The organism is Nocardioides exalbidus, from assembly GCF_900105585.1.
GTDB classification, from domain to species: Bacteria; Actinomycetota; Actinomycetes; order Propionibacteriales; family Nocardioidaceae; genus Nocardioides; species Nocardioides exalbidus.
Genome location: NZ_FNRT01000002.1, coordinates 831202 through 856613, shown reverse-complemented (window position 1 = coordinate 856613; position 25412 = coordinate 831202). Strand labels below are relative to the sequence as shown.

At 71.6% G+C, this 25412-nt stretch carries 29 protein-coding genes and 1 tRNA gene; 16 read left to right on the top strand and 14 right to left on the bottom strand.

The window, feature by feature from the left end:
- Positions 1 to 97: 97 nt before the first annotated feature.
- The 4 genes from BLV76_RS04500 to BLV76_RS04480 all read right to left on the bottom strand — a co-directional run bounded on the left by BLV76_RS04500 (position 98) and on the right by BLV76_RS04480 (position 1748).
- A tRNA-Lys gene (locus tag BLV76_RS04500) sits at positions 98 to 170 on the bottom strand.
- A gap of 177 nt (positions 171 to 347) precedes the next feature.
- The gene (locus BLV76_RS04495; RefSeq protein ID WP_090968061.1) at positions 348 to 521 is read right to left on the bottom strand and encodes a CsbD family protein; all 174 of its coding nucleotides are present in this window, start codon (positions 519 to 521) and stop codon (positions 348 to 350) included.
- 114 nt (positions 522 to 635) lie between these two features.
- A complete protein-coding gene (locus BLV76_RS04490; protein ID WP_090968060.1) occupies positions 636 to 938 on the bottom strand; it encodes a hypothetical protein in 303 nt (100 codons plus the stop codon).
- Positions 939 to 1256: 318 nt separating this feature from the next.
- Complete coding sequence (locus BLV76_RS04480) at positions 1257 to 1748, bottom strand: Asp23/Gls24 family envelope stress response protein (RefSeq protein WP_090968059.1); 492 nt, start codon at positions 1746 to 1748, stop codon at positions 1257 to 1259.
- Positions 1749 to 1949: 201 nt separating this feature from the next.
- Here BLV76_RS04480 and BLV76_RS04475 point away from each other — a divergent pair, with 201 nt between their 5' ends.
- Complete coding sequence (locus BLV76_RS04475) at positions 1950 to 2558, top strand: RNA polymerase sigma factor (protein WP_175539572.1); 609 nt, start codon at positions 1950 to 1952, stop codon at positions 2556 to 2558.
- Complete coding sequence (locus BLV76_RS04470) at positions 2555 to 3073, top strand: hypothetical protein (RefSeq protein WP_139306482.1); 519 nt, start codon at positions 2555 to 2557, stop codon at positions 3071 to 3073. Before BLV76_RS04475 ends, BLV76_RS04470 begins: the two co-directional genes overlap by 4 nt.
- A 19-nt stretch (positions 3074 to 3092) precedes the next feature.
- Here BLV76_RS04470 and BLV76_RS04465 read toward each other — a convergent pair whose 3' ends face one another.
- Together BLV76_RS04465 and BLV76_RS04460 are read right to left on the bottom strand one after the other, a co-directional pair.
- Entirely contained in the window at positions 3093 to 3608 is a 516-nt protein-coding gene (locus BLV76_RS04465; protein ID WP_090968056.1) for a gamma carbonic anhydrase family protein, read from the bottom strand.
- Entirely contained in the window at positions 3608 to 3982 is a 375-nt protein-coding gene (locus tag BLV76_RS04460; protein WP_217630260.1) for a universal stress protein, read from the bottom strand. Before BLV76_RS04460 ends, BLV76_RS04465 begins: the two co-directional genes overlap by 1 nt.
- Before the next feature lie 72 nt (positions 3983 to 4054).
- On the opposite strand from BLV76_RS04460, the gene BLV76_RS04455 reads away from it, so the two are divergent.
- Positions 4055 to 4804, top strand: coding sequence for a copper homeostasis protein CutC (locus BLV76_RS04455; RefSeq protein ID WP_090968055.1), 750 nt, complete (start codon positions 4055 to 4057; stop codon positions 4802 to 4804).
- Here BLV76_RS04455 and BLV76_RS04450 read toward each other — a convergent pair.
- Positions 4801 to 6300, bottom strand: coding sequence for a M81 family metallopeptidase (locus tag BLV76_RS04450; protein ID WP_245734532.1), 1500 nt, complete (start codon positions 6298 to 6300; stop codon positions 4801 to 4803). The two genes, BLV76_RS04455 and BLV76_RS04450, sit on opposite strands and share 4 nt — an antisense overlap.
- Before the next feature lie 284 nt (positions 6301 to 6584).
- Between BLV76_RS04450 and BLV76_RS04445 the strand changes: the two genes are divergently transcribed.
- Together BLV76_RS04445 and BLV76_RS22405 are read left to right on the top strand one after the other, a co-directional pair.
- Positions 6585 to 6788, top strand: a complete 204-nt coding sequence (locus BLV76_RS04445; RefSeq protein ID WP_045548871.1) for a cold-shock protein — start codon at positions 6585 to 6587, stop codon at positions 6786 to 6788.
- A gap of 192 nt (positions 6789 to 6980) precedes the next feature.
- Positions 6981 to 7142, top strand: a complete 162-nt coding sequence (locus tag BLV76_RS22405; protein ID WP_175539570.1) for a hypothetical protein — start codon at positions 6981 to 6983, stop codon at positions 7140 to 7142.
- A gap of 23 nt (positions 7143 to 7165) precedes the next feature.
- On the opposite strand, the gene BLV76_RS04440 is transcribed toward BLV76_RS22405, so the two are convergent.
- On the bottom strand, positions 7166 to 8212 hold the full coding sequence (locus tag BLV76_RS04440) for a hypothetical protein (RefSeq protein WP_139306481.1): 1047 nt from the start codon (positions 8210 to 8212) through the stop codon (positions 7166 to 7168).
- A 44-nt stretch (positions 8213 to 8256) separates the two neighbouring features.
- Between BLV76_RS04440 and BLV76_RS04435 the strand changes: the two genes are divergently transcribed.
- From BLV76_RS04435 to BLV76_RS04410, 6 genes are all read left to right on the top strand, one after another.
- Positions 8257 to 9114 (top strand): NUDIX hydrolase, encoded by an 858-nt coding sequence (locus tag BLV76_RS04435; RefSeq protein WP_090968053.1) that lies wholly within the window; start codon positions 8257 to 8259, stop codon positions 9112 to 9114.
- A 206-nt stretch (positions 9115 to 9320) separates the two neighbouring features.
- Complete coding sequence (gene pstS / locus BLV76_RS04430; protein ID WP_090968052.1) at positions 9321 to 10448, top strand: phosphate ABC transporter substrate-binding protein PstS; 1128 nt, start codon at positions 9321 to 9323, stop codon at positions 10446 to 10448.
- Positions 10449 to 10550: 102 nt separating this feature from the next.
- On the top strand, positions 10551 to 11492 hold the full coding sequence (gene pstC, locus BLV76_RS04425; RefSeq protein WP_090968051.1) for a phosphate ABC transporter permease subunit PstC: 942 nt from the start codon (positions 10551 to 10553) through the stop codon (positions 11490 to 11492).
- 70 nt (positions 11493 to 11562) lie between these two features.
- Positions 11563 to 12654 (top strand): phosphate ABC transporter permease PstA, encoded by a 1092-nt coding sequence (gene pstA / locus BLV76_RS04420; RefSeq protein ID WP_090968050.1) that lies wholly within the window; start codon positions 11563 to 11565, stop codon positions 12652 to 12654.
- Positions 12655 to 12694: 40 nt separating this feature from the next.
- The gene (pstB, locus tag BLV76_RS04415) at positions 12695 to 13474 is read left to right on the top strand and encodes a phosphate ABC transporter ATP-binding protein PstB (RefSeq protein WP_090968049.1); all 780 of its coding nucleotides are present in this window, start codon (positions 12695 to 12697) and stop codon (positions 13472 to 13474) included.
- Positions 13475 to 13837: 363 nt separating this feature from the next.
- Positions 13838 to 14806: a DUF559 domain-containing protein gene (locus BLV76_RS04410; RefSeq protein WP_139306480.1), complete on the top strand. Its 969-nt coding sequence runs from the start codon at positions 13838 to 13840 to the stop codon at positions 14804 to 14806.
- Positions 14807 to 15030: 224 nt separating this feature from the next.
- On the opposite strand, the gene BLV76_RS04405 is transcribed toward BLV76_RS04410, so the two are convergent.
- The 4 genes from BLV76_RS04405 to BLV76_RS04390 form a co-directional block, all read right to left on the bottom strand.
- Positions 15031 to 16026 carry an inorganic phosphate transporter gene (locus BLV76_RS04405; RefSeq protein WP_090968047.1) on the bottom strand — a complete coding sequence of 332 codons (996 nt, stop codon included), beginning with the start codon at positions 16024 to 16026 and terminating at the stop codon, positions 15031 to 15033.
- Positions 16027 to 16030: 4 nt separating this feature from the next.
- Complete coding sequence (locus BLV76_RS04400) at positions 16031 to 16648, bottom strand: DUF47 domain-containing protein (protein ID WP_090968046.1); 618 nt, start codon at positions 16646 to 16648, stop codon at positions 16031 to 16033.
- A gap of 195 nt (positions 16649 to 16843) precedes the next feature.
- Positions 16844 to 19027 (bottom strand): RNA degradosome polyphosphate kinase, encoded by a 2184-nt coding sequence (locus BLV76_RS04395; protein WP_090968045.1) that lies wholly within the window; start codon positions 19025 to 19027, stop codon positions 16844 to 16846.
- A 46-nt stretch (positions 19028 to 19073) separates the two neighbouring features.
- Positions 19074 to 19436, bottom strand: coding sequence for a DsrE family protein (locus tag BLV76_RS04390; protein WP_090968044.1), 363 nt, complete (start codon positions 19434 to 19436; stop codon positions 19074 to 19076).
- A gap of 23 nt (positions 19437 to 19459) precedes the next feature.
- Here BLV76_RS04390 and BLV76_RS04385 point away from each other — a divergent pair, with 23 nt between their 5' ends.
- Genes BLV76_RS04385 through ygfZ form a run of 3 tightly spaced genes read left to right on the top strand, consistent with a single transcriptional unit; the run spans position 19460 to position 21336 of the window.
- Complete coding sequence (locus BLV76_RS04385) at positions 19460 to 19954, top strand: heme-binding beta-barrel domain-containing protein (protein ID WP_090972306.1); 495 nt, start codon at positions 19460 to 19462, stop codon at positions 19952 to 19954.
- A 4-nt stretch (positions 19955 to 19958) separates the two neighbouring features.
- Positions 19959 to 20390: a Fur family transcriptional regulator gene (locus tag BLV76_RS04380; RefSeq protein ID WP_090968043.1), complete on the top strand. Its 432-nt coding sequence runs from the start codon at positions 19959 to 19961 to the stop codon at positions 20388 to 20390.
- A 10-nt stretch (positions 20391 to 20400) separates the two neighbouring features.
- Complete coding sequence (ygfZ, locus tag BLV76_RS04375) at positions 20401 to 21336, top strand: CAF17-like 4Fe-4S cluster assembly/insertion protein YgfZ (RefSeq protein ID WP_090968042.1); 936 nt, start codon at positions 20401 to 20403, stop codon at positions 21334 to 21336.
- Here the strand turns inward: ygfZ and mshD are convergent, their stop codons facing one another.
- Positions 21337 to 22140 carry a mycothiol synthase gene (gene mshD / locus BLV76_RS04370; RefSeq protein ID WP_090968041.1) on the bottom strand — a complete coding sequence of 268 codons (804 nt, stop codon included), beginning with the start codon at positions 22138 to 22140 and terminating at the stop codon, positions 21337 to 21339. It abuts the gene before it with no gap.
- Positions 22141 to 22248: 108 nt separating this feature from the next.
- Here mshD and BLV76_RS04365 point away from each other — a divergent pair, with 108 nt between their 5' ends.
- Positions 22249 to 24237 (top strand): M48 family metallopeptidase, encoded by a 1989-nt coding sequence (locus tag BLV76_RS04365; protein ID WP_139306479.1) that lies wholly within the window; start codon positions 22249 to 22251, stop codon positions 24235 to 24237.
- A 3-nt stretch (positions 24238 to 24240) separates the two neighbouring features.
- Here the strand turns inward: BLV76_RS04365 and BLV76_RS04360 are convergent, their stop codons facing one another.
- A complete protein-coding gene (locus tag BLV76_RS04360; protein ID WP_090968039.1) occupies positions 24241 to 24963 on the bottom strand; it encodes a winged helix-turn-helix transcriptional regulator in 723 nt (240 codons plus the stop codon).
- Between the two features lie 58 nt (positions 24964 to 25021).
- Here BLV76_RS04360 and BLV76_RS04355 point away from each other — a divergent pair, with 58 nt between their 5' ends.
- Complete coding sequence (locus tag BLV76_RS04355) at positions 25022 to 25318, top strand: MoaD/ThiS family protein (protein ID WP_090968038.1); 297 nt, start codon at positions 25022 to 25024, stop codon at positions 25316 to 25318.
- Positions 25319 to 25412: the final 94 nt, after the last annotated feature.

The window sequence follows — 25412 nt, the reverse complement described above, 5'->3', positions numbered from 1 at the left end:
CTCCTGGCGCTCGTCGGGGCGTCACGCCCAGTCTGCCGTCGTCACCCAAATGTCGCCGAACGTTCACCTGGACCGAGCCGGGGCGGCAGGTCTGCGGTAGGCCTCCAGGGACTCGAACCCTGAACTAACGGATTAAAAGTCCGCTGCTCTGCCAATTGAGCTAGAGGCCCGGGACATGGGAGGTGTCACCCGGCGAGGCCGGTCGACCCATGCTCCGAGCCCGCATCCTTCCAGACCCGGGGACCCGGACGACGAGCGCGGGTCGTGACGGTCCACCCGGCGTGGAGGCGCCCGGCGGGCAGCGGACCGCCGGCGCCCGACGGGGGGGCGCCGGGGGGACACGCGGGTCACTTCTTGAAGGCGTCCTTGACGTTCTCGCCGGCCGACTTGAGGTCCGACTTCGTCTGGTCGGTCTTGCCCTCGGCCTTGAGGCTGTCGTTGTCGGTCGCTTCTCCGACGACCTCCTTGGCCTTTCCGATCAGGTTCTCGGCGGCGTTCTGGGCCTTGTCTGCGATTCCCATGACGTGCTCCTTCTCTGGATGGGGTGTGGTGCTGGGCCTCGGCGGTGCCGAGGACGTGTGGGTGCGGGTCGGGTGCGGCGACGGTTGCCCTGGCGGGTCTCGTGGGGCTCGGGGTCAGAGGTCGAAGTAGCGCCGGCTGCCCGGCCAGCCCCGGGGGAGCCGGGCCTGGCCCGCGCGCCGCACGGACCGGAGCTCGCGCCGCACCCTCGTGACGACGCGTCCGATCCGGCGTACGGACGGGCGCCGGTCGTCGAGCGGAACCTCCAGCCGCGCGTAGCGGGCATCCAGCTCCTCGAGCCGGGTGCGCATCGCCTCCGCGTCGCCGCCGCGGTCCGGGTGGTGGTCCCGGATCACGGCGCGGCGCTCCCGCAGCCAGCGGCCGCGCAGGTCCGGGTCGACCGGTCCGCTGGTCGGCATCAGCGTGATGTGGTGGGGGTGATGTCCTCGACGACCACCTCGACAGGCCCCCGAGCAGGGTCGAGACGGTGTCGCGGACCTGCCCGGCGACGGCCAGGACGTCCGAACCCATGGCCACGGTGACGTGCACCTGGGTCGAGTCACCGAGCCTGACCCCGCTGACGCGACGACCCGGCAGGTAGGTCCCCACCTCACCGAACGCGCCACCGTGCAGGCCCGAGACCCCCGGCACCGCGAGCACGGCAGCAGCCACCACGTCGGCGGTCGTACCGTCGGGTGCTGCGGTGCCGTCACCCTCGGTGGGGAGGTCGGGCGCGGTCACTGGACCCGCGGCTCGCTGCCGGCACCCGAACCCGTGCCCGAACCCGTACCGGTGCCGTTGGCCTCGGCGTGGTCGTCGTCGGAGTCGATGTGGACGTCCTGGACCTCGATGTTGACCTCCACCACGCGCAGGCCGACCATCCGCTCCACCGCAGCGATCACGTTCGACCGGATCCCCGCAGCCAGGTCGGCGATCGCCACGCCGTACTCCGCGACGAGCTGGATGTCGATCGCGGCCTCCTTCTCGCCCACCTCGACCGAGATGCCCTGCGAGTGGTTGGTCGAGCTGCCCGGGATCCGCTCACGGATCGCACCCACCGCACGCGCCGTGCCGCCACCAAGGGCGTAGACACCGGAGACCTCCTTGGTCGCCAGGCCCGCGATCTTCGACACCACGGTGTCCGCGATCGTCGTACGACCCTGCGTCGACTCCAGCTCCCCACCAGCCGTGCTGGTGGCGGTCGTCCTCGCGATGCTCTTCTCGCTCACGTGATCAGTCCTCTTCCATGCTCCGGTGCACTGCTCGTGCACGCTGCTGCCGGCGTGATGTGTGTACGCCGATCGTTCGAAGGTGAGACGAGGACGGATTCCCGATCGTCACGCGTGTGTGACACACCGCACACTTGAGGTCCTCTGTCACGATGTGACGGTGCTGACCGCCCGGGTCGCACTCGTGCGCTGGGGGTGGTCTTGACGATCGACGGCGGGCCGCCCGGGCCTCCAGTGGGGGACGCCTCCGACAACGCCCTGGCGCGACGTGCCGGGCTGGGCGACCGGGCAGCGTTCGAGGAGCTCTTCGACCGGCTCTTCCCCGGGACGCTGCGGTTCGCGTCGCACATGCTCGCCGACGACCCGGTGCTGGCCGAGGACGTGGTGCAGGACGCATGGGTCAAGGCATGGCAGGCGCTGCCGGAGTTCCGGGGCACGTCCAAGGTGCAGACGTGGCTCTTCACGATCGTCCAGCGCACGGCCCTGGACCGGCGCCGGCTCCGACGTCCCCTCGCCGTCGACAACGAGATCCTCGAGCCGCTGGCACGCGGTGATGCACGCACGACGCTCACCGACCGGGGAGAGGGTGACCCCGAGCGCGCCGTCCTGAGGCGCGAGCTGTGGGAGACCCTCCAGCTCGCGTTGAGCGAGCTGCCATGGACGCAGCGCGCGTGCTGGGTCCTGCGCGAGCTCGAGGACATGAGCTACGGCGAGATCGCCCACGTCCTCGACACCACCCCTACGGTGGTGCGCGGACAGCTGCACCGAGCACGGCGTACCCTCGCGATCAGGATGGAGCAGTGGCGATGAGCGACCTGGAGCCGGTGCCCGACGGCATCGAGCTGCGACGGGGCGAGGCGGGCCTCGACGAGGCCGCCCGTCAGCTCCGCGCCCTCGACCACCCGCGACGGGTCGAGATCGCCGACCGGGTGCTGACCCGCGCGCTGGCCGCACCCCGCCGCTCGCACCTGGTGCGGGCGCACGGGCCCCACGACTACCTCCGGGTGTCGACGCTGGCGATCACCGGCGCGATGCGCGAGCACCTCGATCGGCACCTCGTCGGGGCCGCCGTGGGGCGGATCCTGTTCGACGTCGACCGGGACGGGGAGCTCACCGCCCTGACCATCGAGCTCTACGTCCAGTACGGCACCGAGATCATGCCGACCGGCGACCTCGCGCGCGAGCTCGGGCGTGAGGTGCTCACGTCGCTGCTGGGGGAGCGACCGGCCGGTGAGGACCTTCCCGTGACCCTCAGCCACGTCCACGTCTCCGACGTCACCGTGGGCGACCCCCACGTCGTCGACCCGAGCGACGAGCTGCACTGACAGCGCCGCCGTGGCGTGCTCAGCCGTGCTGGGCGTACGCCCGGGCGCGCTCGCGGTAGCCCGACGTGTTGCGCGCGATGCCGGCCACCTCGTCCTCGGTGGTCTCGCGTCGCACCTTGGCCGGCACCCCGGCGACCAGCGAGCGGGGCGGGACGACGGTGCCTTCCGTGACGAGAGCGCCCGCCGCGACGATCGAGCCGCTGCCGATGTGGGCGCCGTTCATCACCACCGCGCCCATGCCGACCAGGACGCCGTCGTCGACGGTGCAGCCGTGCAGGACGGCCGCGTGCCCGACCGCCACGTCGGCGCCGAGGGTCAGCGCGAAGCCAGGGTCGGCGTGGAAGACGGCGTTGTCCTGCACGTTGCTCCGGGCGCCGACGGAGATGTGCGCCCCGTCGCCGCGGATCACCGCGCCGAACCAGACGCTGGCGTCCTCCCCGACCGTCACGTCGCCGATCAGGGTCGCGTTCGGCGCGAGCCAGGCGGTGGGGTCGACCTCGGGCGTGTGGTCGCCGAACGGCAGCAGGGTCGCCATCAGGCCTTGACCGCGAGCACCGGGCGCGGGGCGTCGAGCAGGATCTGCTGCTCGGTGCTGCCCAGGATCAGCTTGCCGACCGGGGTGCGGTGGCGGATGCCGAGCACCAGCAGGTCGACACCGGGCTCGTCGGCCGCGGCGAGGAACTCGTCGACGCCGGTGCCGCCGTCGTCCGGGCCGAGCACGGTGATGAGCTCGACGCCCGCGCCGGCCGCGGCACCCGACGCGAGCGCGGAGACCTCCTCGGCCTCGGCCGCGTCGTGGGGCAGGTTGTGGACCACGAGGGTGGTGCCGAAGAAGGCGGCCTGCTGGGCCCCGGCGCGCACGGCCTCGGCCCCCTCGGGGGTGGGCTTGTGGAAGACGAGGACGCTCACGGGCTCTCCTGATCGGTGGGGGATGACGGAGGGAAAATATCGGAGTCCGCGAACACGCATAGCGTGTGGCCCATGAGCGAGACCCACACCCTCGTCGAGATCTGCCTCGAGGACGTCGGAGGCGCCCGGCTCGCAGCCGAGGCGGGAGCCGATGCGCTCGAGGTGTGTGCCGGCCTCGTCGACGGAGGTACGACGCCCACGCTGGGGTTCGTCCGCCACTGCGCCGCCGCGGCGCCGGCCCTCGAGATCCGGGTGCTGGTCCGCTCCCGGCCGGGCGACTTCGTCCACGGCGCCGAGGACGTCGACGTGATGGTCACCGACATCGAGGCCGTCCGCTCCGGAGTGGAGCCGTCCACCCGGCTCGGCTTCGTGATCGGCACGCTCGAGCCCGACGGCACGGTCGACGCGGACGCCGTACGACGACTCGTCGCCGCGTGCGGCGACGCGCCGGTCACCTTCCACAAGGCCTTCGACTCCGTGCCCGACAAGCCGACGGGACTGGCGCTCCTCGCCGACCTGGGCGTCACCCGGGTGCTCACCAGCGGAGGCCCCGGGCCGGCGCTCGAGCACCTCCCCGAGCTCGCCGACCTCGTCGCCCGCGGCGGTGAGGACGTGCGGATCGCGGTGGGAGGCGGCGTACGACCCGCCAACGTGGCCGAGGTCGTCGCCGCGACCGGCGCCCGCGAGGTCCACCTCCGCGCGCCCGGCACCGTCGCGTCGGTCGGGGTGTCGGCGGGCTACGACGACGGCACCCGCAGCGTGACGAGCGCCGAGGTCCTGGCCGACGTGATGGCGGCCCTGGGCCGACAGGTGCAGCGCTAGGCGGTGTCTCCCGGGAAGAGCACGGCGCCCGCCACCGGGTCGACCCCGGACACGTCGTCGAGCGGGAACATCGGCCGCTGCACCCGCTGGTGGCCGAGCCGCACGAGGTCCTGGTCCACGCCGCCCGGGGTGAGCGCCAGCATCCAGTCGGCGGCCATGTCGAAGAGCTCGGGCTCGAGGTAGCCGATCTTCACCACCACGATGTCGGCGCTGCGCGGGTCGAGCCCGAGCCGGGTGAAGTCGGCCTCGAGGTGGTACGGCCGTCGCCGCCGGGTGAGGACCACGTCGACCGTCGGCGTGCGCACCACGACCTCGAGGTTGTCCTCGCTCGGCACCACCGCGACGACCTCGCCGGCGACCTCGACCGGCGGGGCCGGGCGGTCGTCGACGCGCGCGCCCAGCGTGAGGCGTACGTCGGCTCCCACGCCCGCCTCCGCGGCGGCGAGGGCGCCCATGCTGTCCGGGATCGATGCGTAGATCGCGCGCTTGCCGCTGGCGGCGAGGTCCTCGCTCGCGAGCAGCTCGGCCAGCGTCCACGTGACGTCACCGGCACCGCCCGCGGTCGGGTTGTCGCCCGAGTCCGAGATGAAGTAGGGCCGGAGCGGCGACGCGGTCGCCGCGGCCAGCACCTCGGCGAACGAGCCGGTCGGCGCGACGAACCCGAAGTCCTCACGCCGCTCCCACAGCTCACGAGCCAGGTCGCCCGCCTCGGCCATCGCCAGCTCGGCGTCGTCGCCGACCACCATCACCACCGCGCAGTTGCGCGGCTCGTCGGCCCACGGGTAGCCGATCCAGATCCCGGCGTCGAGGATCCCGTCGAGGGCCTCGATCTCCGGCACCCGCGCGTAGAGGCTCGTCGCCGGCTCCTGCCGGGTGCTCGTCATCTCGCCGGGCAGCAGGATCGGCACCGGCACCCACGCCTTCGCAGGCCGGCGCCGGCCGGCGGGCAGCGCGAGCCGGGCGACGAGGTTGGCCGCCGCGCGCTCCTTGGTCTCCTGCCAGTCCACGTGCGGCGCGGTGCGGTACGTCGTCAGCAGGTCGACGGTCTCCGCCAGCGTGCGGGACACGTTGCCGTGCAGGTCCATCCCGCTGCTGAGGAGGCAGTCGGGACCCACGACGTCGCGCACGGCCACCGCGAGGTCGCCCTCCATGTCGTCGAGGCCGACGACGCTCCCCGCGCCGTGGATGTCGAGGACGAGTCCGTCGAGGGGCGCCTCGGCGACCGCGGCCACGAGCCCGCCGAGGATCTCGGCCTTGAGCTGGGCGTAGTCGTCGGCCGGGATCGCGCCGCCGGCGATGTTGCGTGCCTGGAGGATCCCGATCCACTCCGCCCGGTCGGCGAGGGACCCGCCGGTGCTCCAGAACGGCCAGGCGTCGAGCACCTCGCGGCCACGCTTGGGCGACAGCATCGCGGCCGTGGTGAGGGCGGGGGAGAAGGTCGACGCCTCGAGGCTGATGCCGCAGACGGCGATGCGCGGAAGAGGTGTGCTGGTCACGCTCCCGATCGTGTCAGGCCCGACCGCTCACCCCCTCGGACGGGCCGTTGGTCGAGAGTTCACGATGCGCTACCAACGGACAGGTGACAACGGCCGTCTTGTTGGTAGGGTTTGGAGTGCAACAGGTGCAAGTTCCAGCAGGTAGACGCCCGCGGAGTTTGTGATCCAACGGCGTTTTCTTCTTCGGGCCCTGCCAGCTCGTGAGTCGCAAGCGGCGTGTCACCGCATCTGGTGTGGGTCGCCGAGGTGGCGGCTCTCGCCCCGACAAAGGAGTAACGAGCATCATGGCTCAGGGCACCGTTAAGTGGTTCAACGCCGAGAAGGGTTTCGGCTTCATCGCGCAGGAGGACGGCGGCGACGACGTCTTCGTGCACTACTCGGCCATCCAGACCAACGGCTACAAGTCGCTGGACGAGAACCAGAAGGTCGAGTTCGACGTCACCCAGGGTCCGAAGGGCCCGCAGGCGGAGAACGTCCGCCCGCTCTGATCGGCTGACTCTGGACCTGTTCCAGATCTGATCAAGGCTTCGACCCCATCCCCCGAGGGCTGGGGTCGAAGTCGATTTCGGGGCAGACTAGTAGCACGTTCGGGTCATACACACCGACGTGGCTCTGCGTCACACTTGGCGACAACACCTAGAGTCGGAAGATCCGACCGGGGCGGACAGGAGGAGGGTGACATGCACGACCAGTTCGACGTGACCCTCGAGGACGGCGACCTCCTCAGCGAGGTGGAGCTGACCACGACCCTGATCATCGCCGCCAGCGAGTCCGAGGAGCACCTCTCCCAAGAGGAGATCGACGTGCTGCTCGGGGTCACCCCGCGCAAGCCCATCGACTGACGCCGCGCGCCAGTCGGGCCCGGTCAGCAGGTGGCGAACAGGACCGGGCCGCTCGTCAGGTCCGAGAGCACGTACTCGCCCTCGCGCGGACGCAGGTCCAGCGTCACCACGCGGCCCTCCGCGCTCGCGTCCTCCAGCGAGAACCGGTCGGCGAAGTCCCCGCCCTGCCCGGGCGCCGGGCCAGATGCCAGCCCGGCTCGCGCGTCGGCGTCGTCGGGTGCGTCGTCGGAGTCCTCCACCTGCAGCAGCGCGCGCACGTCGCCGTCCGGCAGCAGGCCCATGGCGAAGCCGGTCAGGGGATGGACGCCGCCTGCCGCCGCCACGAGCTGGTCCGCCTCGGCCTGCGCGTCGTCGTCGGCCTGCGCCATCGCCAGGTGCTCGCAGGCGTAGTCGCCGCTGTAGACCGCCGCGGCGACCGGGTCCTCGAGCCCTGCGGCGAGCCCGGCGAGGTCGCCGGCTCCGTCCGCGTCGCCCTTCGCGACCTCGACGGCCTGCTCGAGGAACGCCGCCTGGTCGGAGGCCATCACGATGCCGCGGTCGCGCAGCAGCGCGAAGTGCTGGAGCTCCGGCGTGAGCGCGCCGACGCTCGCCAGCACGGTGGTCCCGCCGACCCACACGTCGTCGTCGTCGTCCGGCCTGGTCCAGCCCAGCCCGTCGAGGCGGTCGGCGACGTCGTCGAGGTCCACGTCGTCGCCGACACCCATCAGCTCGACGGCCCCGTCGCCCGACTGCGCCAGCAGCTCCCACGAGATCGTGGCGGGGGAGAGGCCGAGCTCTTCCTGCATCGTCCCGGCCGAGGTGCCCAGCGCGGACATCGAGGTGAGGTCGGCCCCGAAGGCGTCGGCCACGAACGCGTCCACGTCGTCGGCCGACGAGCTCGCGTCGACCTCGGCGCCCACCTCACGGCGTACGCCCTCCCAGTCCGTCCACGAGGACCGGCTGGTGCCCGCGGGCGCGAGCTCGAGGGCGTGGCTGAGTGCGGTCGTCGACTGGCTCGAGCGCCACACGACGAGTCCCCCGACGACCACCACCAGGACGGCCACGAGGGCCAGCACGGCACGTCGTGGCACGGGTGGTCTCCTCAGGGGTCGGGAATGGGTGTGACACTACTTCCATGGAGCCCCGCGACGTGCGCGCTGCTGGTGCCGTGGTGACCCGCAAGGGCGGTGAGGTGCTGCTCGTGCACCGGCCGAAGTACGACGACTGGTCGTTCCCCAAGGGCAAGCTCGACCCGGGCGAGCACGTGGTCGCCGCTGCGGTGCGCGAGGTCGCGGAGGAGACCGGGCTCGACGTCCGGCTCGGGCCCGCCCTGGCGCCCCAGCGCTACCGCCTGTCGGGCGGTCGCTGGAAGCACGTCGACTACTGGGTCGCGCGGGTCGTCGGCAGCGACGACGTCAGCCGCTACCGGCCCAACGACGAGATCGATCGGGTCGAGTGGGTGGAGTGGAAGGCCGCGATGCGCCGCCTCACCTACCCCCACGACCGCGAGACCCTCCTCGAGGCCGAGCCGCTGCGGCGCAAGACGCGCGCACTCGTCGTGCTGCGCCACGGCAAGGCGCGTGCCCGGGGCGGCTGGAAGAAGGACGACCGGCAGCGCCCGCTCGTCCAGCTCGGGGAGGCGCAGGCCCAGCGGCTCGTGCCGCTGCTCGCCGCCTTCGACGTGACCGCCGCCCACACCTCCTCCAGCCTGCGCTGCGTGCAGACGGTGACGCCCTACGTCGACACGACCGGGTGGCCGGTGAAGACGTACGACGACCTGACCGAGGAGGACGCGTCCGCCGAGGGGATCCTCGACCTGGTCGACGCGCTGATGGACTCCGGCTCCAGCTCGGTCCTGTGCACGCACCGCCCCGTGCTGCCGACCGTCCTCGACGCCCTCCGGGTGCCCGACGTGAAGCTGGAGCCGGGTGCGATGCTGGTGGTGCACCACCGCAAGGGCCGGGTCGTGGCGACCGAGGTCCTGCACCCCTGAGCGGGGACGGTTCCTAGACCTCCTCCATCGCCGCCGTCAAGGCCTCTCGGGCGAGTTCACGTGATTGCCGTCTCACCTACGGGTGCCCGACGTCATCCGGCCTGATCGAGTTCATCGTGCGTTCACCGACGGCGCCGTGCTCGTTCTCCTGACGTGCCTACCTTCACTCGTGTCAGCACTCATCAGACTTCCCAGGAGCACTCGAAGTGAACCGCACTTCTTTCCGCAAGGCGCTCGCCCCCAGCGTGGCCGTCCTCGCCCTCTCGATCTCCCTCACCGCGTGTGGCGCGGGCAACGAGTCGGACTCCGGCTCCGACTCGAGCAGCGGCTCGAGCGACACCTCGGGCGGCCTGTCCGGTGACCTCAACGGCGCCGGCGCCTCCTCGCAGGAGAAGGCCCAGGGCGCCTGGGCCACCGGCTTCCAGGGCATGAACGACGGCAACGTGACCGTCAACTACGACCCGGTCGGCTCCGGCGACGGGCGCACGAACTTCATCAGCGGCGGCGTCAGCTTCGCTGGCTCCGACTCCTACCTCAACGACGACGAGGGCGAGCTCAGCGCCGCCAAGGAGCGGTGCGGCGGCAGCGACCCGATCGAGGTCCCGGCCTACGTCTCCCCGATCGCCGTGGCGTTCAACCTCGAGGGTGTCGACTCCCTCAACCTGGACGCCGACACGATCGCCCAGATCTTCGACAACAAGATCACGAAGTGGAACGACCCGGCGATCGCCGACCAGAACCCCGACGCCGACCTCCCGGACACGGCCATCACCCCCGTGCACCGCTCGGACGACTCGGGCACCACGAAGAACTTCACCGACTACCTCGGCAAGGCCAGCTCGTCGTGGTCCTACGAGGCCGAGGACGCCTTCCCGGTCAAGGGTGGCGAGGCCGCTGAGGGCACCTCCGGTGTCATCTCGGCCGTCTCCGGCGGCACCGGCACCATCGGCTACGCCGACGAGAGCCAGGTCGGCGACCTGTCCGTCGTCTCGGTCAAGGTCGGCGAGGAGTACGTCGCCCCGTCCGCCGAGGGCGCCGCGATCGTCGTGGAGACCTCCCCGGCCGCCGAGGGTCGCGCCGACGTCGACATGGCCGTCGACATCGACCGCACCTCGACCGAGGCGGGCGCCTACCCGGTCGTCCTGCTGAGCTACCTCATCGCCTGCCAGACCTACGAGGACCAGGCCGAGGCCGACCTGGTGAAGGGCTACCTGTCCTACATCGTGTCCGACGAGGGCCAGCAGGCCGCGTCCGACGAGGCCGGCTCCGCGCCGCTGTCCTCCTCGGTCGCCGAGCGTGCGCAGTCCATCGTGGACGCGATCACCGCGGGCTGATTCCATGGGTCGGAGCGCGCTCCGACCACCCAACGCCGAGTGCGGCGGGTCGGGCAACCGGCCCGCCGCACCGACGCATGAAACGACTGAGTGAGGTAGCGAGTGGCAACCACCGTTGTTGCTGAGGACACCGGCCAGGCCAAGGCCCGGGTCGGCGACAGGGTCTTCTCCGGCTTCGCGCTGGCCGCCGGGATCGCCATCCTGGTCGCGCTGGCAGGGGTCTTCATCTTCCTGGCCATCGAGGGCATCCCCGGCCTGGCCAAGCCCGCCGAGTTCTACGGCGACGCCACCAACTTCGCCGGCTACGTCGCGCCGCTGCTGTTCGGCACGGTGCTCGCTGCCGTCATCGCGCTCATCGTCGCCGTGCCCCTCGCCTGGGGCATCGCGCTGGTGGTCAGCCACTACGCGCCCAAGCGGGTCGCCACCCCGATCGCCTACGTGATCGACCTGCTGGCCGCCGTCCCGTCGGTCGTGTTCGGCCTGTGGGGCATCAGCGTGCTGGCACCGCAGCTCAAGCCGGTCTACGTCTGGCTCGACGAGAACATGGGCTGGCTGCCGTTCTTCGCCGGACCCGCCTCGGGCACCGGTCGTACGATCCTCACCGCCGGCCTCGTGCTGGCGATCATGATCATCCCGATCATCACCGCGATCTCGCGCGAGGTGTTCTCCCAGACGCCGCGCCTGCACGAGGAGGCGGCGCTCGCCCTTGGCGCGACCCGGTGGGAGATGGTGAAGATGGCCGTCTTCCCCTACGCGCGCTCCGGCATGGTGTCCGCCGTGATGCTCGGCCTGGGCCGCGCGCTCGGCGAGACGATGGCCGTCGCCATGGTGCTCTCCGCCGGCGGCGGCATCTCGTTCAACCTGATCTCGAGCAGCAACCCCGCGTCGATCGCGTCCAACATCGCCTCCAACTACAAGGAGGGCACCCCGGGCAAGATCCAGGTGCTGATCGCGACCGGCCTCGTGCTGTTCCTGGTGACCTTCCTGGTCAACTTCGCGGCCCGATGGATCGTCACCCGCAACGAGAGGAAGCTGGCTCGATGAACCACCCCACGAACTTCTCGGTCTCCCCCGCTTCGCTCCACCGCCCGACAACTTCGAGGGGACCCCGGTCATGAGCACCACGACTGCTCCCGTCCGGCCGCGCTCCGAGCCGGTCTCCTTCACCGCCGCGAGGCTGCCGCGGTTCGCGCCCTACCTGGTCGCCGTCGTGTCGGTCGCCGCCGCCGCCCTCCCCGTCCTCCTCCTCGGCTGGGGCGTCGTCGCCTGGGCGCTCCTCACCGGCCTCGTCTACCTGGTCGCGCTGCCCCTCTGGTCGCGCGTCGTGGAGGGACGCCGCGGTGCGGCCGACCGGGCCGTCACCGGACTCGTCTGGGCGGCCTGCCTGGTCGCGATCGTGCCGCTGGTCTCGCTCCTGTGGACCGTGGTCGACCGGGGGCTGCCGGCGATCAACTCGACCTTCCTGACCTTCTCGATGTACCGCACCAGCCTCGACCAGGAGGTGGGCATCTACCACGCGCTGATCGGCACGCTGCTGATCACGCTGTTCGCGGCCCTCATCTCGGTGCCGATCGGCATCATGGCGGCGATCTACCTGATCGAGTACGGCAAGGGCAAGCGCCTCGCGCGCTGGATCACCTTCCTCGTCGACGTCATGACCGGCATCCCCTCGATCGTCGCCGGCCTGTTCGCCTTCGCGCTCTTCATCCTCCTGTTCGGCCCGTCGACCCGTGTGGGCATCGGCGGCTCGGTGGCGCTGGCACTGCTGATGATCCCCATCGTGGTCCGCTCGACCGAGGAGATGCTGCGGCTCGTGCCCGGCGAGCTGCGGGAGGCGGCGTACGCCCTGGGCGTGCCGAAGTGGCGCACGATCGTCAAGGTGGTGCTGCCGACCGCCCTGGGTGGCATCGTCACCGGCGTGACACTGTCGATCGCCCGCGTGGTCGGCGAGACCGCGCCGCTGCTGCTGATCGCCGGCCTGACGACCCGCACCAACTTCAACGTGTTCGACGGCCGCATGACCACGCTCCCGGTGCTCATCTACACGCAGAACGCGAACCCCGGCATCGCCGAGACGCCCGGCGGCACGCCGCCCGGCATCGAGATCGCGTGGGGCGGTGCACTCGTGCTGATCGTGATCGTGATGGTGCTCAACCTCGCCGCACGCATCATCGGCAGGATCTTCGCCCCCAAGACCGGCCACTGAGCCCGCCCGAACTCCGGAAAGACAAGAGAGACTCACTCCCATGGCCAAGAGCATCACCGTCGACGACCTCGACATCTACTACGGCGACTTCCTCGCCGTGCAGGGCGTCAGCATGACCATCAAGGCGCGCTCGGTCACCGCCTTCATCGGCCCGTCGGGCTGTGGCAAGTCGACGTTCCTCCGCTCCCTCAACCGGATGCACGAGGTCATCCCCGGTGCCCGCGTGGAGGGCAAGGTGATGGTCGACGGCCAGTCGCTCTACGACTCCGCGGTCGACCCGGTCGCCGTACGCCGCCAGATCGGCATGGTCTTCCAGCGCCCGAACCCGTTCCCGACGATGTCGATCTACGACAACATTTTGGCCGGCAACCGGCTCAACTCGAAGAAGATGAAGAAGGCGGAGGCCGACGAGATCGTCGAGCGCTCGCTCAAGGGCGCCAACCTCTGGAACGAGGTCAAGGACCGCCTCGGCAAGCCCGGCATGGGCCTCTCCGGCGGCCAGCAGCAGCGCCTGTGCATCGCGCGCGCGATCGCGGTCCAGCCCGAGGTCCTGCTGATGGACGAGCCGTGCTCCGCGCTCGACCCGATCTCGACGTCGGCCATCGAGGACCTCATCCACGAGCTGAAGTCCGAGTACACGATCGTCATCGTCACCCACAACATGCAGCAGGCGGCCCGCGTCTCCGACGAGACCGGCTTCTTCAACCTCAAGGCCGCCGGCCAGCCCGGCCACCTGGTGGAGTTCAACTCGACCCAGAAGATGTTCGCCAACCCGGACAACGAGGCCACTGAGGCCTACATCTCCGGCCGCTTCGGCTGAGCAGCACCCCTTCGTCGTCGGCCGGGCAGCATGGGGTTGCCCGGCCGTTCGTCGTCCTGCGCCGCCGCCGCTCCGACGGGTCCGTCATCCGAACCCGAAGCCATCGGGTCGCCTCTGGATGACGGATCGCCCGGTGCCCGGATCCGTCATCCGTTCTCGTATCGATGACGTCGGGAAAGGATGACGGATCGGCCGGTGCCCGGATCCGTCATCCGTTCTCGCATCGATGGCGTCGGGAAAGGATGACGGATCGGCCTCGACCAGCGGGCCACGAAGTGTCCACAGGGCCGTGCCCGGGCTGGTCATCCACACCGACGAACCGGGCCGCGTGCGACGTGGTCGACCCGAGGTCAGTCTGCTCGGATGAGCGCTCGACCTAAGCCCCGCACCGCGTCCGCCCGCGACGCACGTCGCCGCCGCGCGACGGACATCGGCGAGGGGCAGGCGAGTGCGGTGTCCCGCCGGCAGCTGTACGCCGCCGGGTTGACCAGGGCGGAGGTACGGGCCAACGTGCGGGCCGGGCGCTGGCAGACGGTCGGTCGCCACGTCATCGTCCTCCACACCGGACCGATTGACGCGCTGACCGCGCTGTGGGCCGCTCAGCTGTCCGGTGGCCCGCGCGCCAGGCTCGACGGGGCGTCGTCGCTCATCGCGGCCGGACTCGAGGGCTTCGACGTCGACCGGCACCGAGTCTCGGTCCCTCGCGGCGCCAGGGTGTTCCGGGACAGGCTGGTCGACGTCCGACAGACGCGCCGCTGGCGGGAGGACGACCTGTACGCCGGTCCAGGGCCGGCGCGGACTCGCACCGAGGTCGCCGCCGTTCGCGGGGCGCTCTGGGCGCGGAGCGATCGCCAGGCGGCGCTGCTGCTGACGATGGTGGTCCAGCAGGGCATCGTGCCGGCCGAGCGGGTCGGCCGGGCGCTCCTCCAGGTCAGGAAGGCCCCTCGGCTGGGTCTCGTGCGGGACGTGGTGACCGATCTCGTCGGCGGGGTGCGCAGCCTTGCTGAGCTCGACTTCGCAGGTCAGTGCCGGGCGCGGGGTCTGCCCGAGCCCTCTCGACAGGCGGTGCGGCGGGGTCCGCGCGGTCGCTACTACCTCGACGTGCTGTGGGAGCGATGGCGCGTCGTCGTCGAGGTCGACGGCATCCAGCACGCCTGGGCCGAGGAGATCGTCGGGGACGCCCTTCGCCACAACGACGTCACACTCGAGCACCTCACCGTGCTCAGGCTCCCCGTGCTCGGCCTGCGCGTCGCAGCCGACGAGTTCTTCGTCCAGATCGAGCGCGCCCTGACCGACGCGGGCTGGGCGCGGCGCGAGCCCGCCGCCGCCTGACCGGGGCCTGCGAGGGGCACCTCGCCGTCGTACTCGCCCGTCCGTCATGCAGACCGGTGGTCATCGGTGTCGCTTCGGATGACGGATCCGGCGTGGCCCGATCTGCCATGCAGACCTGTCGTCATCGGTGCCGCTTCGGATGACGGATCCGGCGTGGCCCGATCCGTCATCCAGACCGGTCGTCATCGGTATCGCTTCGGATGACAGATCCGGCGAAGCGGAGGTCAGGGGAGGAAGAGGCGGGCGACCGTGTAGCAGAGGGCGGCGGCCGCGGCGGCGGCCGGGAAGGTGAGCACCCAGGCGGTGAGGATCGACTTCGCGACGCCCCAGCGGACGGCGGAGAGGCGCTTGGTGGCGCCGACGCCCATGACCGCGGAGGTGATGGTGTGGGTGGTCGAGATCGGCGCCTCGAAGACGTAGGACGTCGTGTAGAGGACCGAGGCCGCGACCGACTCGGCGGCGAAGCCGCGGGCCGGGTCGAGGTGGATGATGCGGCGGCCGAGGGTGCGCATGATGCGCCAGCCGCCCGACCAGGTGCCGAGGGAGATCGCGGTCGCGGCGGCCAGGATCACCCAGAGCGGGAGGCCGTCGGACTCGGCGACGTAGCCCCCGGTGAGCAGGGCGAGGAAGATGACGCCCATCGTCTTCTGGGCGTCCTGCAGACCGTGACCGAGCGCCATCGCGGCGGCCGAGACGGTCTGGGCGACCTTGAAGCCGCGGTGGGCCTTGCTGGGGTTGGCCCGGCGGAAGATCCACATGATCGCGAGCATCAGCGCGAAGCCGAGGGTGAAGGCGACCACGGGCGAGAGGAACATCGGGATGACGACCTTCTCGATCACGAGCGCCCAGTTGGCCGTGGCTCCGGCCGCGACGGCGGCGCCGACGAGGCCGCCGATCAACGCGTGGGAGGACGACGAGGGCAGGCCGTAGTACCAGGTGATCAGGTTCCACGTGATGGCACCGAGGAGGCCGCACATCACGATCACCAGGCCGTGGCTGCCGGGACCCGGGTCGATCGTGTCGGAGACCGTGTGGGCGACCTTCTGGCCGAGGAACGCCCCGACGAAGTTCATGACCGCCGCCATCGCGAGCGCGACGCGCGGCTTGAGCGCGCCGGTCGAGACGGAGGTGGCGATCGCGTTGGCCGCGTCGTGGAAGCCGTTGGTGTAGTCGAACACGAGGGCGACGACGACGACGGCGATGATGATGCCGAGCTCCATGGAGTCAGGACTCCTTGACGGCGATCTGCTCCACGATGTTGGCGACCTTCTCGAACGCGTCGATCGCCCCCTCGAGCGACTCGACGATGTCCTTGAGCTTCATGACCTCGAGGGCCTTGTGGTCCCCGCTGAAGAGGTTGGCGAGGATCCGGCGGTAGGACTTGTCGCCGGTGTTCTCGAGCCGGTTGATCTCGATCCAGTACTCGTCCAGGGCGCCCATCGACTCGAGCTTCGGCATGGCGGCGGCGGTGAGCTCGGCGCAGCGCTGCAGCACCTCGACCTGCTCGGTCGTCTCGGAGGGGAGCCACGTGACCTCGTAGAGGAGGATCATGTCGACGGCCTCGTCCATCATGTCCATCACGTCGTCGAGCGCCGAGGCGAGGGAGTAGATGTCCTCGCGGTCGAACGGGGTCACGAAGGTGCTGTTGACCCGGCGGATGATCGAGTGGGTCGTCTCGTCGGCGGCGTGCTCGGCCTCGCGCATGCGCTGGGCGATGTCGGCGCGCGGGGCGCCGTCGGCCAGCATCTCGCTGAGAAGCTGGGCGCCGACGACCAGGTGGGCAGCGGCTTCGCTGAAGAGGTCGTAGAACGAGCTGTCGACAGGGCGGAACCTGAAACGCACGGTGAACTCCGAACGGGGGGCGGGTGAACCGGGAAATAGAGTAGGGGGTCGCTCGCCCGGACGTGCAAGTCGCGGCTCGCAGGTGCTCCGGGACCCCTCGGAACGGGTTCACCGCTCGGCGTGTCGCCCGGCGTGTCGCACGGAACACGCGCCGCACGCACGCCTGGGACGCGCCTCAGGTGCGCGGAGGAGCGGTCAGCGGCGCCGGCCGCGCTGGCGCGCGATCAGCTCGTCGTGCAGGTTGCACTCGCCGCTGTGCAGCGTCCACTCCCCGTCGGCGCCGAGGTCCCACCCGGTCGTCGCGTCGTCGAGCGCGAGGTCGAGCAGCTCGCCGACCTGGGCCACCACCCGCGGGTCGCGCAGACGTACGAGCACCTCCACGCGACGGTCGAGGTTGCGGTGCATCATGTCGGCCGAGCCGATCCACGCGGCCGGGTCGCCGTCGTTCTCGAACCAGAAGACGCGGCTGTGCTCGAGGAAGCGACCCAGGATCGAGCGGACGCGGACGGTCTCGGAGAGGCCGGGTACGCCGGGTCGCAACGCGCAGATGCCGCGGATGACCAGCTCGACGCGCACGCCGGCCTGCGAGGCGAGGTAGAGCGCGTCGATCACCGCCTCGTCGACCACCGAGTTCGCCTTGATCCGGATGCCCGCCGTGCGGCCGGCCTGGTGGTGGGCGATCTCCTGGTGGATCTGCGCGACCAGGCCCTCGCGCACGCTGTGCGGGGCGACGAGCAGGTGGTCGTAGGTGCGATTGCGGCTGATCCCGGAGAGGTTGTTGAACAGGAGGGCGACGTCCTCGCCGATCTCCTGGTTCGCCGTCAGGAGGCCGAGGTCCTCGTAGACGCGCGCGGTCTTGGGGTTGTAGTTGCCGGTGCCGAGGTGGACGTAGCGGCGGATCCCCTCGGGCTCGTCGCGCACGACCATCGAGAGCTTGCAGTGGGTCTTCAGCCCGACGAGGCCGTAGACGACGTGGCAGCCGGCCTGCTCGAGCTTGCGCGCCCAGCGGATGTTGGCCTGCTCGTCGAAGCGGGCCTTGATCTCGACGACCACCAGCACCTGCTTGCCGGCCTCGGCGGCGTCGATCAGCGCCTCGATGATCGGGCTGTCCCCGGACGTGCGGTAGAGCGTCTGCTTGATCGCGAGAACGTGCGGGTCGGCCGCCGCCTGCTCCAGGAAGCGCTGCACCGACGTCGCGAACGAGTCGTAGGGGTGGTGCAGCAGCACGTCGTGGCGCGAGACGGAGTCGAAGACGTCGACGGGCGAGGACGACTCGACCTCGGCGAGGCTCGGGTGCGTCGAGGGCAGGAAGGCGGCGTACTTCAGGTCGTCGCGGGGCAGGTCGGCGATGGAGTGGAGGCCGGTGAGGTCGAGCGGGCCGGGGAGCGGCACCACCTCGTCCATGCCCACGCCCAGCTCGGAGACCAGCAGCTCGAGGACCTTGGGGTCGATCGACTGCTCGACCTCGAGGCGCACCGGCGGCCCGAAGCGACGCCGCTGGAGCTCCTTCTCGAGGGCCTTGAGCAGGTTCTCCGCGTCGTCCTCCTCGACCTCGAGGTCCTCGTTGCGGGTGACCCGGAAGGTGTGCGCGCCCAGCACGTCCATGCCGGGGAAGAGCTTCTTGAGGTGCTCGCCGATGACGTCCTCGATCGGCACGAAGCGCTGGTTGCCCAGCCCGACGAAGCGGCCGAACGTCGGCGGCACCTTCACGCGCGCGAAGTGCTCGGTGCCGGTCCCCGGGTGTCGTACGACGACCGCGAGGTTGAGCGACAGCCCGGAGATGTAGGGGAAGGGGTGGGCGGGGTCGACGGCGAGGGGGGTGAGGACCGGGAAGATCCGGTCCTTGAAGAGCTTCTTGCAGACCTTCTGCTCCTCACGGTCGAGCTCGTCCCACCTGACGATCTCGATGCCCTGGCTGCCGAGCTCGGGGAGCAGGTCGGTGAACGCCTTCGCGTGCCGCTCCATCAACGAGCGGCTGTCGGACCACAGCTGCTCGATCTGCTCGCGCGGCATGAGCCCGCTCGCTGCGCGGACGGCGACCCCGGCCGCGATGCGGCGCTTGAGGCCGGCCACCCGGACCATGAAGAACTCGTCGAGGTTGCTGGCGAAGATGGCGAGGAACCGCGCCCGCTCGAGCAGCGGCAGGTCGGGGTCCTCGGCCAGCTCGAGCACGCGCTGGTTGAAGCGGACCCAGGAGACCTCACGGTCGATGAAGCGGTCCTCGAACTTCTCCACGGCCTCGATCGCGGCGGCGTCGGGCGTGTAGGGCGGCTCGACGTCGAACGTCTCGCTCGGGTGCCCGGGGAAGGGCTGGTCGCCCGGTCCCTCCTCGACGGACGGGGAGGCGGCGCTGACGAGGGTGGTGGCCGGGTCGGACATGCCGTCAGTGTCGCACCGTCAGGTGAACGTCAGATGACGTCGGACGTCAGTAGACGAGCGCCTGCACGCCGTCGCCGAGCACCTGCTCGGCGAACACCGCCGCACCGGCGATCGTCACGCCGTCGCGGAGGTCGCCCTCGGTGATCCCGCGCCGCGCCGCGCACTGCGAGCAGACGGTGATCGTGCCGGAGGTCAGGACGGCCGCCATCAGCTGGTCGAGCGGCGTCGCGAGGTCGAGCGCGAACGACTCCGCACGTCCGGGCACCCCGAACCAGGCCGCCTCGCCGGTGAGCCAGAGCGACACCTCGGCGCCTGCCGCGGCCGCTGCCGCGGCCACCGTGAAGGCCTGGTTGCAGCGCTCGGCGTCGTCCGAGCCGCAGGTGACCTTGACGACCAGTGAACGAGCCATGGGCTCACCCTAGAATGGCGGGCATGCCCTTCGAGCTGCCGGACAACCTGCACCCCAACTGCGGCCCCGTCGCCTGGCTCCTCGGCACGTGGCGCGGCAACGGCCACGGCGACTACCCGACGATCGAGAAGTTCCAGTTCGGCCAGGAGCTGATCTTCACCCACGACGGCCGCCCGTTCTTCCACTACATGTCGCGCGCGTGGATCGTCGACGAGGAGGGCGAGTTCGTCCGCGACGCGGCGATGGAGTCGGGCTTCCTGCGCTGCCCCGAGCCCGGCAAGGTCGAGTTCCTCCTCGCGCACAACACCGGCTTCGCGGAGGTCTGGTACGGCGCTGCCGACGGCGGCAAGGTCGAGATGCACACCGCCGGCGTCTCCTTCACCGAGACCGCCAAGGAGGTCACGGCCGGGTCGCGGATGTACGGCAACGTGGACGGCGACCTGCTCTACGCCTACGACATGGCGGGTCAGGGCCAGGAGCTCCAGCCGCACACCTGGGCCCGCCTCCAACGGGCGTGACCCCGTGAGCGACGACCTCGCGTCCCGGCTGCGCGAGCAGGGCCTCCGGCTCACCCCGCAGCGCCAGCTGATCCTGCGCGCCGTGGAGGAGCTGCGGCACGCGACCCCCGACGAGGTGCTGTGCCACGTCCGTGAGCAGGTCAGCTCGGTCAACGCCTCCACCGTCTACCGCACGCTGGAGGTGCTCGAGGAGCTCGGGCTGGTGCGCCACACGCACCTCAGCGACCGCGCTCCGACGTACCACTCCACCCTCGAGCACGAGCACGTCCACGTGGTCTGCCGCCGCTGCCAGAAGGTGCGGTCCTACGGCCCCGAGCTCGTCGCGCCCCTGGTCGCGGCGCTGGCGGCCGACGGCTTCACCATGGACGTCGGCCACCTCGCTGTCTTCGGCGAGTGCACGGACTGCGCCCCGGACCCGCAGACGGACGCGACCTAGACTCGAGGGCATGGCAAGCCCCCTGATGTCCCTGCCGGGCGCCGTCGCCGGAGACGGCATCGACGCGCCCGTGGCCGCGCACTACGGCTCCTTCAACACCGAGCAGCGCAGCCTCGCCCGGGGCGAGGGGTTCGTCGACCTCTCCCACCGCGACGTCCTCCGCATCTCCGGTCCCGACCGGCTCTCGTGGCTGCACAACCTCACCACCCAGTACTTCGAGGGTCTCGCGCCCGGCACCTGGACGCAGGCCCTGGTGCTGAGCCCCCAGGGCCACGTCGAGCACGCCTTCGCCGGCGTCGACGACGGCGAGGCCTTCACCGCCCACACCGAGCCCGGCGCCGGCCCCGCCCTGGTCGAGTGGCTCGAGCGGATGAAGTTCATGACGCGCGTCGAGATCGAGCTCGTCGACGACCTCGCCGTGATGTGGCGTCCGGGCGACGGACCGGGTCGCTACGACCTGGTTCCGCGCGACAGGCTCGAGGCGTACGCCGACGCCGCCGGCCCGGCTGCCGGGCTGTGGGCCTTCGAGGCCCTCCGGATCGAGCGCGGCGAGCCGCGCCTCGGCCTCGACACCGACCACCGCACCATCCCCAACGAGGTCGGCTGGATCGGCGCGGCCGTGCACCTCGACAAGGGCTGCTACCGCGGCCAGGAGACCGTCGCGCGCGTCCACACGCTCGGCCGGCCGCCGCGCCGGCTGGTGCTGCTGCACCTCGACGGCTCGGAGAACCGTCTGCCCCCGGCCGGATCGCCCGTGTCCCACGACGGCCGCGACATCGGTTTCGTCGGCTCCAGCGCCCGCCACCACGAGCTCGGCCCGATCGCCCTCGCGGTGGTCAAGCGCAACGTGCCCGTCGACGCCGCCCTCACGGTCGACGAGATGCCGGCCGCCCAGGAGGTCGTCGTCGACCCCGAGGTGGGCCTCCACGTGCGCCCGCTGCGCTGATCAGGGCTGGGCGTACTGCACGTGCGTGTCGGCGGGAGCATGCGCGAAGCCGAGGCGTGAGTAGACCGCGACAGCCGGGGCGTTGTCGGCCTCGACGTAGAGCAGGACCTCCTCGACGCCGAGCCCGGCGAGGTGGTGGAGCCCGGCCAGGGTGAGCACCTTGCCGAGCCCGCGGCCCTGCGCGGCCGGCGCGACACCGACCACGTAGACCTCGCCGAGCCGGCCGTCGTGCGGCTTGGTCCAGTGGAAGCCGAGCATCCCGCTCGCGTCCTCGGCGACGAGCAGGCCGGCGGGGTCGAACCACGGCTCGGCCATCCGCCGAGCCAGGTTGGCCAGGTCCATCGACCCCTGCTCGGGGTGGTGGGCGAAGGCGGCCGCGTTGACCGCGACCACGTCCGCGGCGTCGCTGTCGCGGTAGGACCGCACGGTCACGCCGTCCGGCACGTCCAGGGGCGGCAGCGGGGTCGAGGCCGGCCGGCGCATCACCCACAGGTCGCGCACGCGCTCCCAGCCGTGGCTCGCGGCGAGCGCGGCGGCGGCGGGGTGGTTGCCGTGCGACCACGCCGTCAGCCCGGTGCCGTACGACGACGAGGCGCGCGCGAGCAGGGCTGACCCGAGGCCCCGGCCCCGGGCCGTCGGGCGCACGACGAGCGACAGGTCGCCGTCGTGGAGGAGCGCGAAGGCGTCGTCCTCCACCAGCGCGTCGGCCGTGCCGTCGGCGAGGGCCATGCGTGCCGCCTCGTCGAGCGGGTCGGCCCCGTCGGCGGCGGCCGCCTCGTCAGCGATCTCGATGACCCGGTCCACGCGACGACCCTAGCGACCCCCGTCCCATCGATTCCGCAGAAATGGCCCGCGCGGGCCGTTGCTCGGGGAGCATGGATGTGCTTGAAGAGGACGACAAGGGGACTCGGGATGCTGGCACGACTGCGCGCGACCGCCGCTGCGGCGCTGCTCGCCGGCCTCTTCGTGCTCGCAGCGCTGTTGCTCGGCGCCCTCGTGGCCGTCGTCGCGTGGGTGGCGCGCACGGGCAGCCCGCTCGGCGTGGTCGTCGGTGTCGTCGTCACGGTCGTCGTCGTCCCACTGGTCCTCGCGCTCGTGCGGATCCTGCGGTCGACCCCGGTGGCGCCCGACGGGATGCCCGTCCCGCTGATGGCCGAGCCCGAGCTCTGGGCGCTCGTGAGCAAGACGGCGGAGGGCGTCGGCACCCGCGCGCCCGACGAGATCCGCCTCGTCGTCGACGCCGTGGTGGGGGTGACCGAGGACTCCCGGTCGCTCGGCCTGGGGGCGGGCACCCGCACCCTCCACATCGGCGTACCCCTGCTCCAGACGCTCACGCGCGCCGAGCTCGTGTGGGTGCTGGGTCACGAGCTGGGTCACCACAGCCAGCGGCACGTCGCCCTGTCCGGGCTCAGCCGCCGCGGGCTGCTGGCCCTGGTCGAGGTGACCGACGGCCTCGGTCCGCGGCACGTGCTCGGCTGGCTGTTCCGCGCGCACCTCGCGGTCTACTCGCGCGTGGTCCGCGCGCTCTGGCGTGGCCAGGAGCTCGACGCCGACCGCTGGGCCGCGGAGCTCAGCGGACGACTGGCCGGCGTGTCCGCGCTCCGGGCCACCGCGGTCACCGCGGCGACCTGGGCCACCTTCGACCGCGACTACGGCTCCATCGGGACCGCAGCGGGGATGGTGCCGCGCGGGTTGTTCCCCGGCTACGCGTCCTTCCTGTCCGACCCGGAGGTCGAGCAGGTCGACGCCGGGCGCATCGTCGCCGACGAGCGGCCGTCCCCGCTCGACACGCACCCGCCGACCGCCACGCGGATCGCCCGCATCGAGCAGTTCACGGCCGACGTCGACACACCGGCGGGCGACGACCCGGCCCTGCTGCTGCTCGTCGACCCGTCCGCCGCGATCGGCCGGGTCGAGGCGCACCACGCCCGCGCCGGCGGGCTCGCACCGGTCACGTGGGAGAAGGCCGTGCTGTTCGGCAACCGGCGTCGCGACGAGGAGCGGGCGGTGGCGCTCCGGGCCGCGGCCGACGCGATCACGACGGGTGCCGTCGACCTCAGCGTCGTGCTCCGCCTCGTCGGCTCCGAGCGAGCACCCGAGCTCGCGGCAGCGCTGGGGGGCGAGGGCGAGGCCACCGAGGCCACGCTCGTCGAGGCCCTGGGCGCACTCGTGCGCACGGCCCTGGTCAGCGCGGGCCACACCACCCATGCGCTGCGCTGGAACCGCACGGACGTGATCGTCGACGAGACCGGCACCGAGGTCGACGTGGCCGAGCTGGTCCAGGGCGTGGTCGGCGTCCCGAGGCAGGCCGAGTGGCTGCTCAAGGTGCTGCGCGCCGAGGGCATCTCCGGCACCTGGAACCCCGTCGTCAGCAGCGTGGTCATCGGCCCGACCGGCCCGCAGGTGCTGTCCGTCCTCGTCGTGCGCCAGAAGCTGCGCTGGAGCCCCCGGGTCGTCCACGTCACCGAGGCGGGTCTCGTCGTGCGCCGGATCGGCCTGCGCGAGCTCGTCGCGATCCCCCCGCTCGGCCGCCGCACGGACCCGCAGCAGGTGCTGGCCCGTTCGGTGCGGACCAGCGGGCTCGCGCTCCTGAGCGACCCCGAGGCGACGGTCGTCCCCTGGGACGCGGTCGAGCACGTCGAGCACGTCGACGGCGACCCGGCACGGCTGGTGGTCCGCCGCGAGGGGCGGGCGACGTCGTACCGCGTCGAGGCGGTGGCCGGCGACGTGGTCGAGGCGCTCACGGCCCGGGACCGGGGCCAGGACTCCGGAGAGGTCCCCGACCAGGCGTCCGGCGAGTCCCGCGACCGGGAGTCGGAGCAGCAGGAGGTCGCCGACGACCGCGCAGGCCGGGAGCCCTCGCAGGTCGTGCACCGCGACGCCCGGACGCAGGCGGGCTGAGGATCAGGCCGAGGTGGAGTGCTCGGAGACGTCCTCGGAGTCCTTGTCGCGGCTGGGCACGACGAACCGGTAGCCGACGTTGCGGACCGTGCCGATGTGGTGCTCGTGCTCGGTCCCGAGCTTGGCGCGCAGGCGCCGCACGTGGACGTCGACGGTGCGGGTGCCGCCGAAGTAGTCGTAGCCCCAGACCTCCTGGAGCAGCTGCTCGCGGCTGAAGACGCGGCCCGGGTGCTGGGCGAGGTACTTCAGGAGCTCGAACTCCTTGTAGGTGAGGTCGAGCGCGCGGCCGCCGATGCGGGCGGTGTAGGTGGCGTCGTCGACGACGACCTCGCCGCGGTGGATCACGTGGGCGGACGGGTCCTCCGCGCTCGCGGCGCTGCTGCGCCCGATGGCGAGCCGGATCCGGGCGTCGAGCTCAGCGGGGCCGCAGGTGTGGAGCACCACGTCGTCCATGCCCCAGTCGTGCGCGACGACGGCGAGACCGCCCTCGGTGACCACGAGCAGGACGGGCGCGTCGGCGCCGGTCGTGCGGATCAGCCGGCACAGGTCGCGGGCGGCCGCGAGGTCCTGGCGGCCGTCGACCAGCACGAGGTCGGCCTCCGGAGCGTCGAGCAGCGCGCTTCCCTGCGCGGGCAGGATCTTCACGGTGTGCGCGAGGAGCGCGAGGCCGGGCAGCACCTCGGCGGACGGCTGGAGGGCGCCCGTGAGCAGCAAGAGCGAGCTCATGGCGAGGCCTCCTGTCTGCCGGTGGGGTGGTGCCCGGGGATGGTGAAGGATATCCCGCATGAGCACGCCTGCTGACCGGGATCACGGTGTTGGGACGATCACAGTCCGCTACTGGGCCGGCGCGCGGGCTGCCGCCGGTGTCCCGGACGACTCCTTCGAGGCGTCCGGCGGGCTCACCCTCGCCGCCCTGGTCGAGCAGGTGCTGGACCGCCATCCCGGCGACCGGATGGCCCGCACCGTGGCCGCCTGCTCGGTGCTCCTCGGCGACCAGCCCGTCGGGTCGCGCGACCCGGCAGCGGTCGTCGTACCTCCCGGGGCGGTGGTGGAGCTGCTCCCTCCCTTCGCTGGGGGCTGAGCACGACTCGTGGGGCCGATGAGGTTTGATCTCCTCACGTCAGGGGATCCCTGACCTGCCGGCTCATCGCGGGCCGGCATTCGTCACCACGGGG

Bases quoted from the DNA above. Each gene is read 5' to 3' on its own strand.
- ygfZ (WP_090968042.1), top strand. From the start codon at position 20,401: ATGGCAAGCCCCCTGATGTCCCTGCCGGGCGCCGTCGCCGGAGACGGC.
- BLV76_RS04495 (WP_090968061.1), bottom strand. From the start codon at position 521: ATGGGAATCGCAGACAAGGCCCAGAACGCCGCCGAGAACCTGATCGGA.
- BLV76_RS04390 (WP_090968044.1), bottom strand. From the start codon at position 19,436: ATGGCTCGTTCACTGGTCGTCAAGGTCACCTGCGGCTCGGACGACGCC.
- BLV76_RS04470 (WP_139306482.1), top strand. From the start codon at position 2,555: ATGAGCGACCTGGAGCCGGTGCCCGACGGCATCGAGCTGCGACGGGGC.
- BLV76_RS04395 (WP_090968045.1), bottom strand. From the start codon at position 19,027: ATGTCCGACCCGGCCACCACCCTCGTCAGCGCCGCCTCCCCGTCCGTC.
- BLV76_RS22405 (WP_175539570.1), top strand. From the start codon at position 6,981: ATGCACGACCAGTTCGACGTGACCCTCGAGGACGGCGACCTCCTCAGC.
- BLV76_RS04435 (WP_090968053.1), top strand. From the start codon at position 8,257: ATGGAGCCCCGCGACGTGCGCGCTGCTGGTGCCGTGGTGACCCGCAAG.
- BLV76_RS04445 (WP_045548871.1), top strand. From the start codon at position 6,585: ATGGCTCAGGGCACCGTTAAGTGGTTCAACGCCGAGAAGGGTTTCGGC.
- BLV76_RS04355 (WP_090968038.1), top strand. From the start codon at position 25,022: ATGAGCACGCCTGCTGACCGGGATCACGGTGTTGGGACGATCACAGTC.
- BLV76_RS04385 (WP_090972306.1), top strand. From the start codon at position 19,460: ATGCCCTTCGAGCTGCCGGACAACCTGCACCCCAACTGCGGCCCCGTC.
- pstA (WP_090968050.1), top strand. From the start codon at position 11,563: ATGAGCACCACGACTGCTCCCGTCCGGCCGCGCTCCGAGCCGGTCTCC.
- BLV76_RS04365 (WP_139306479.1), top strand. From the start codon at position 22,249: ATGCTGGCACGACTGCGCGCGACCGCCGCTGCGGCGCTGCTCGCCGGC.
- pstB (WP_090968049.1), top strand. From the start codon at position 12,695: ATGGCCAAGAGCATCACCGTCGACGACCTCGACATCTACTACGGCGAC.
- BLV76_RS04410 (WP_139306480.1), top strand. From the start codon at position 13,838: ATGAGCGCTCGACCTAAGCCCCGCACCGCGTCCGCCCGCGACGCACGT.
- BLV76_RS04405 (WP_090968047.1), bottom strand. From the start codon at position 16,026: ATGGAGCTCGGCATCATCATCGCCGTCGTCGTCGTCGCCCTCGTGTTC.
- BLV76_RS04490 (WP_090968060.1), bottom strand. From the start codon at position 938: ATGCCGACCAGCGGACCGGTCGACCCGGACCTGCGCGGCCGCTGGCTG.
- BLV76_RS04360 (WP_090968039.1), bottom strand. From the start codon at position 24,963: ATGAGCTCGCTCTTGCTGCTCACGGGCGCCCTCCAGCCGTCCGCCGAG.
- BLV76_RS04465 (WP_090968056.1), bottom strand. From the start codon at position 3,608: ATGGCGACCCTGCTGCCGTTCGGCGACCACACGCCCGAGGTCGACCCC.
- BLV76_RS04455 (WP_090968055.1), top strand. From the start codon at position 4,055: ATGAGCGAGACCCACACCCTCGTCGAGATCTGCCTCGAGGACGTCGGA.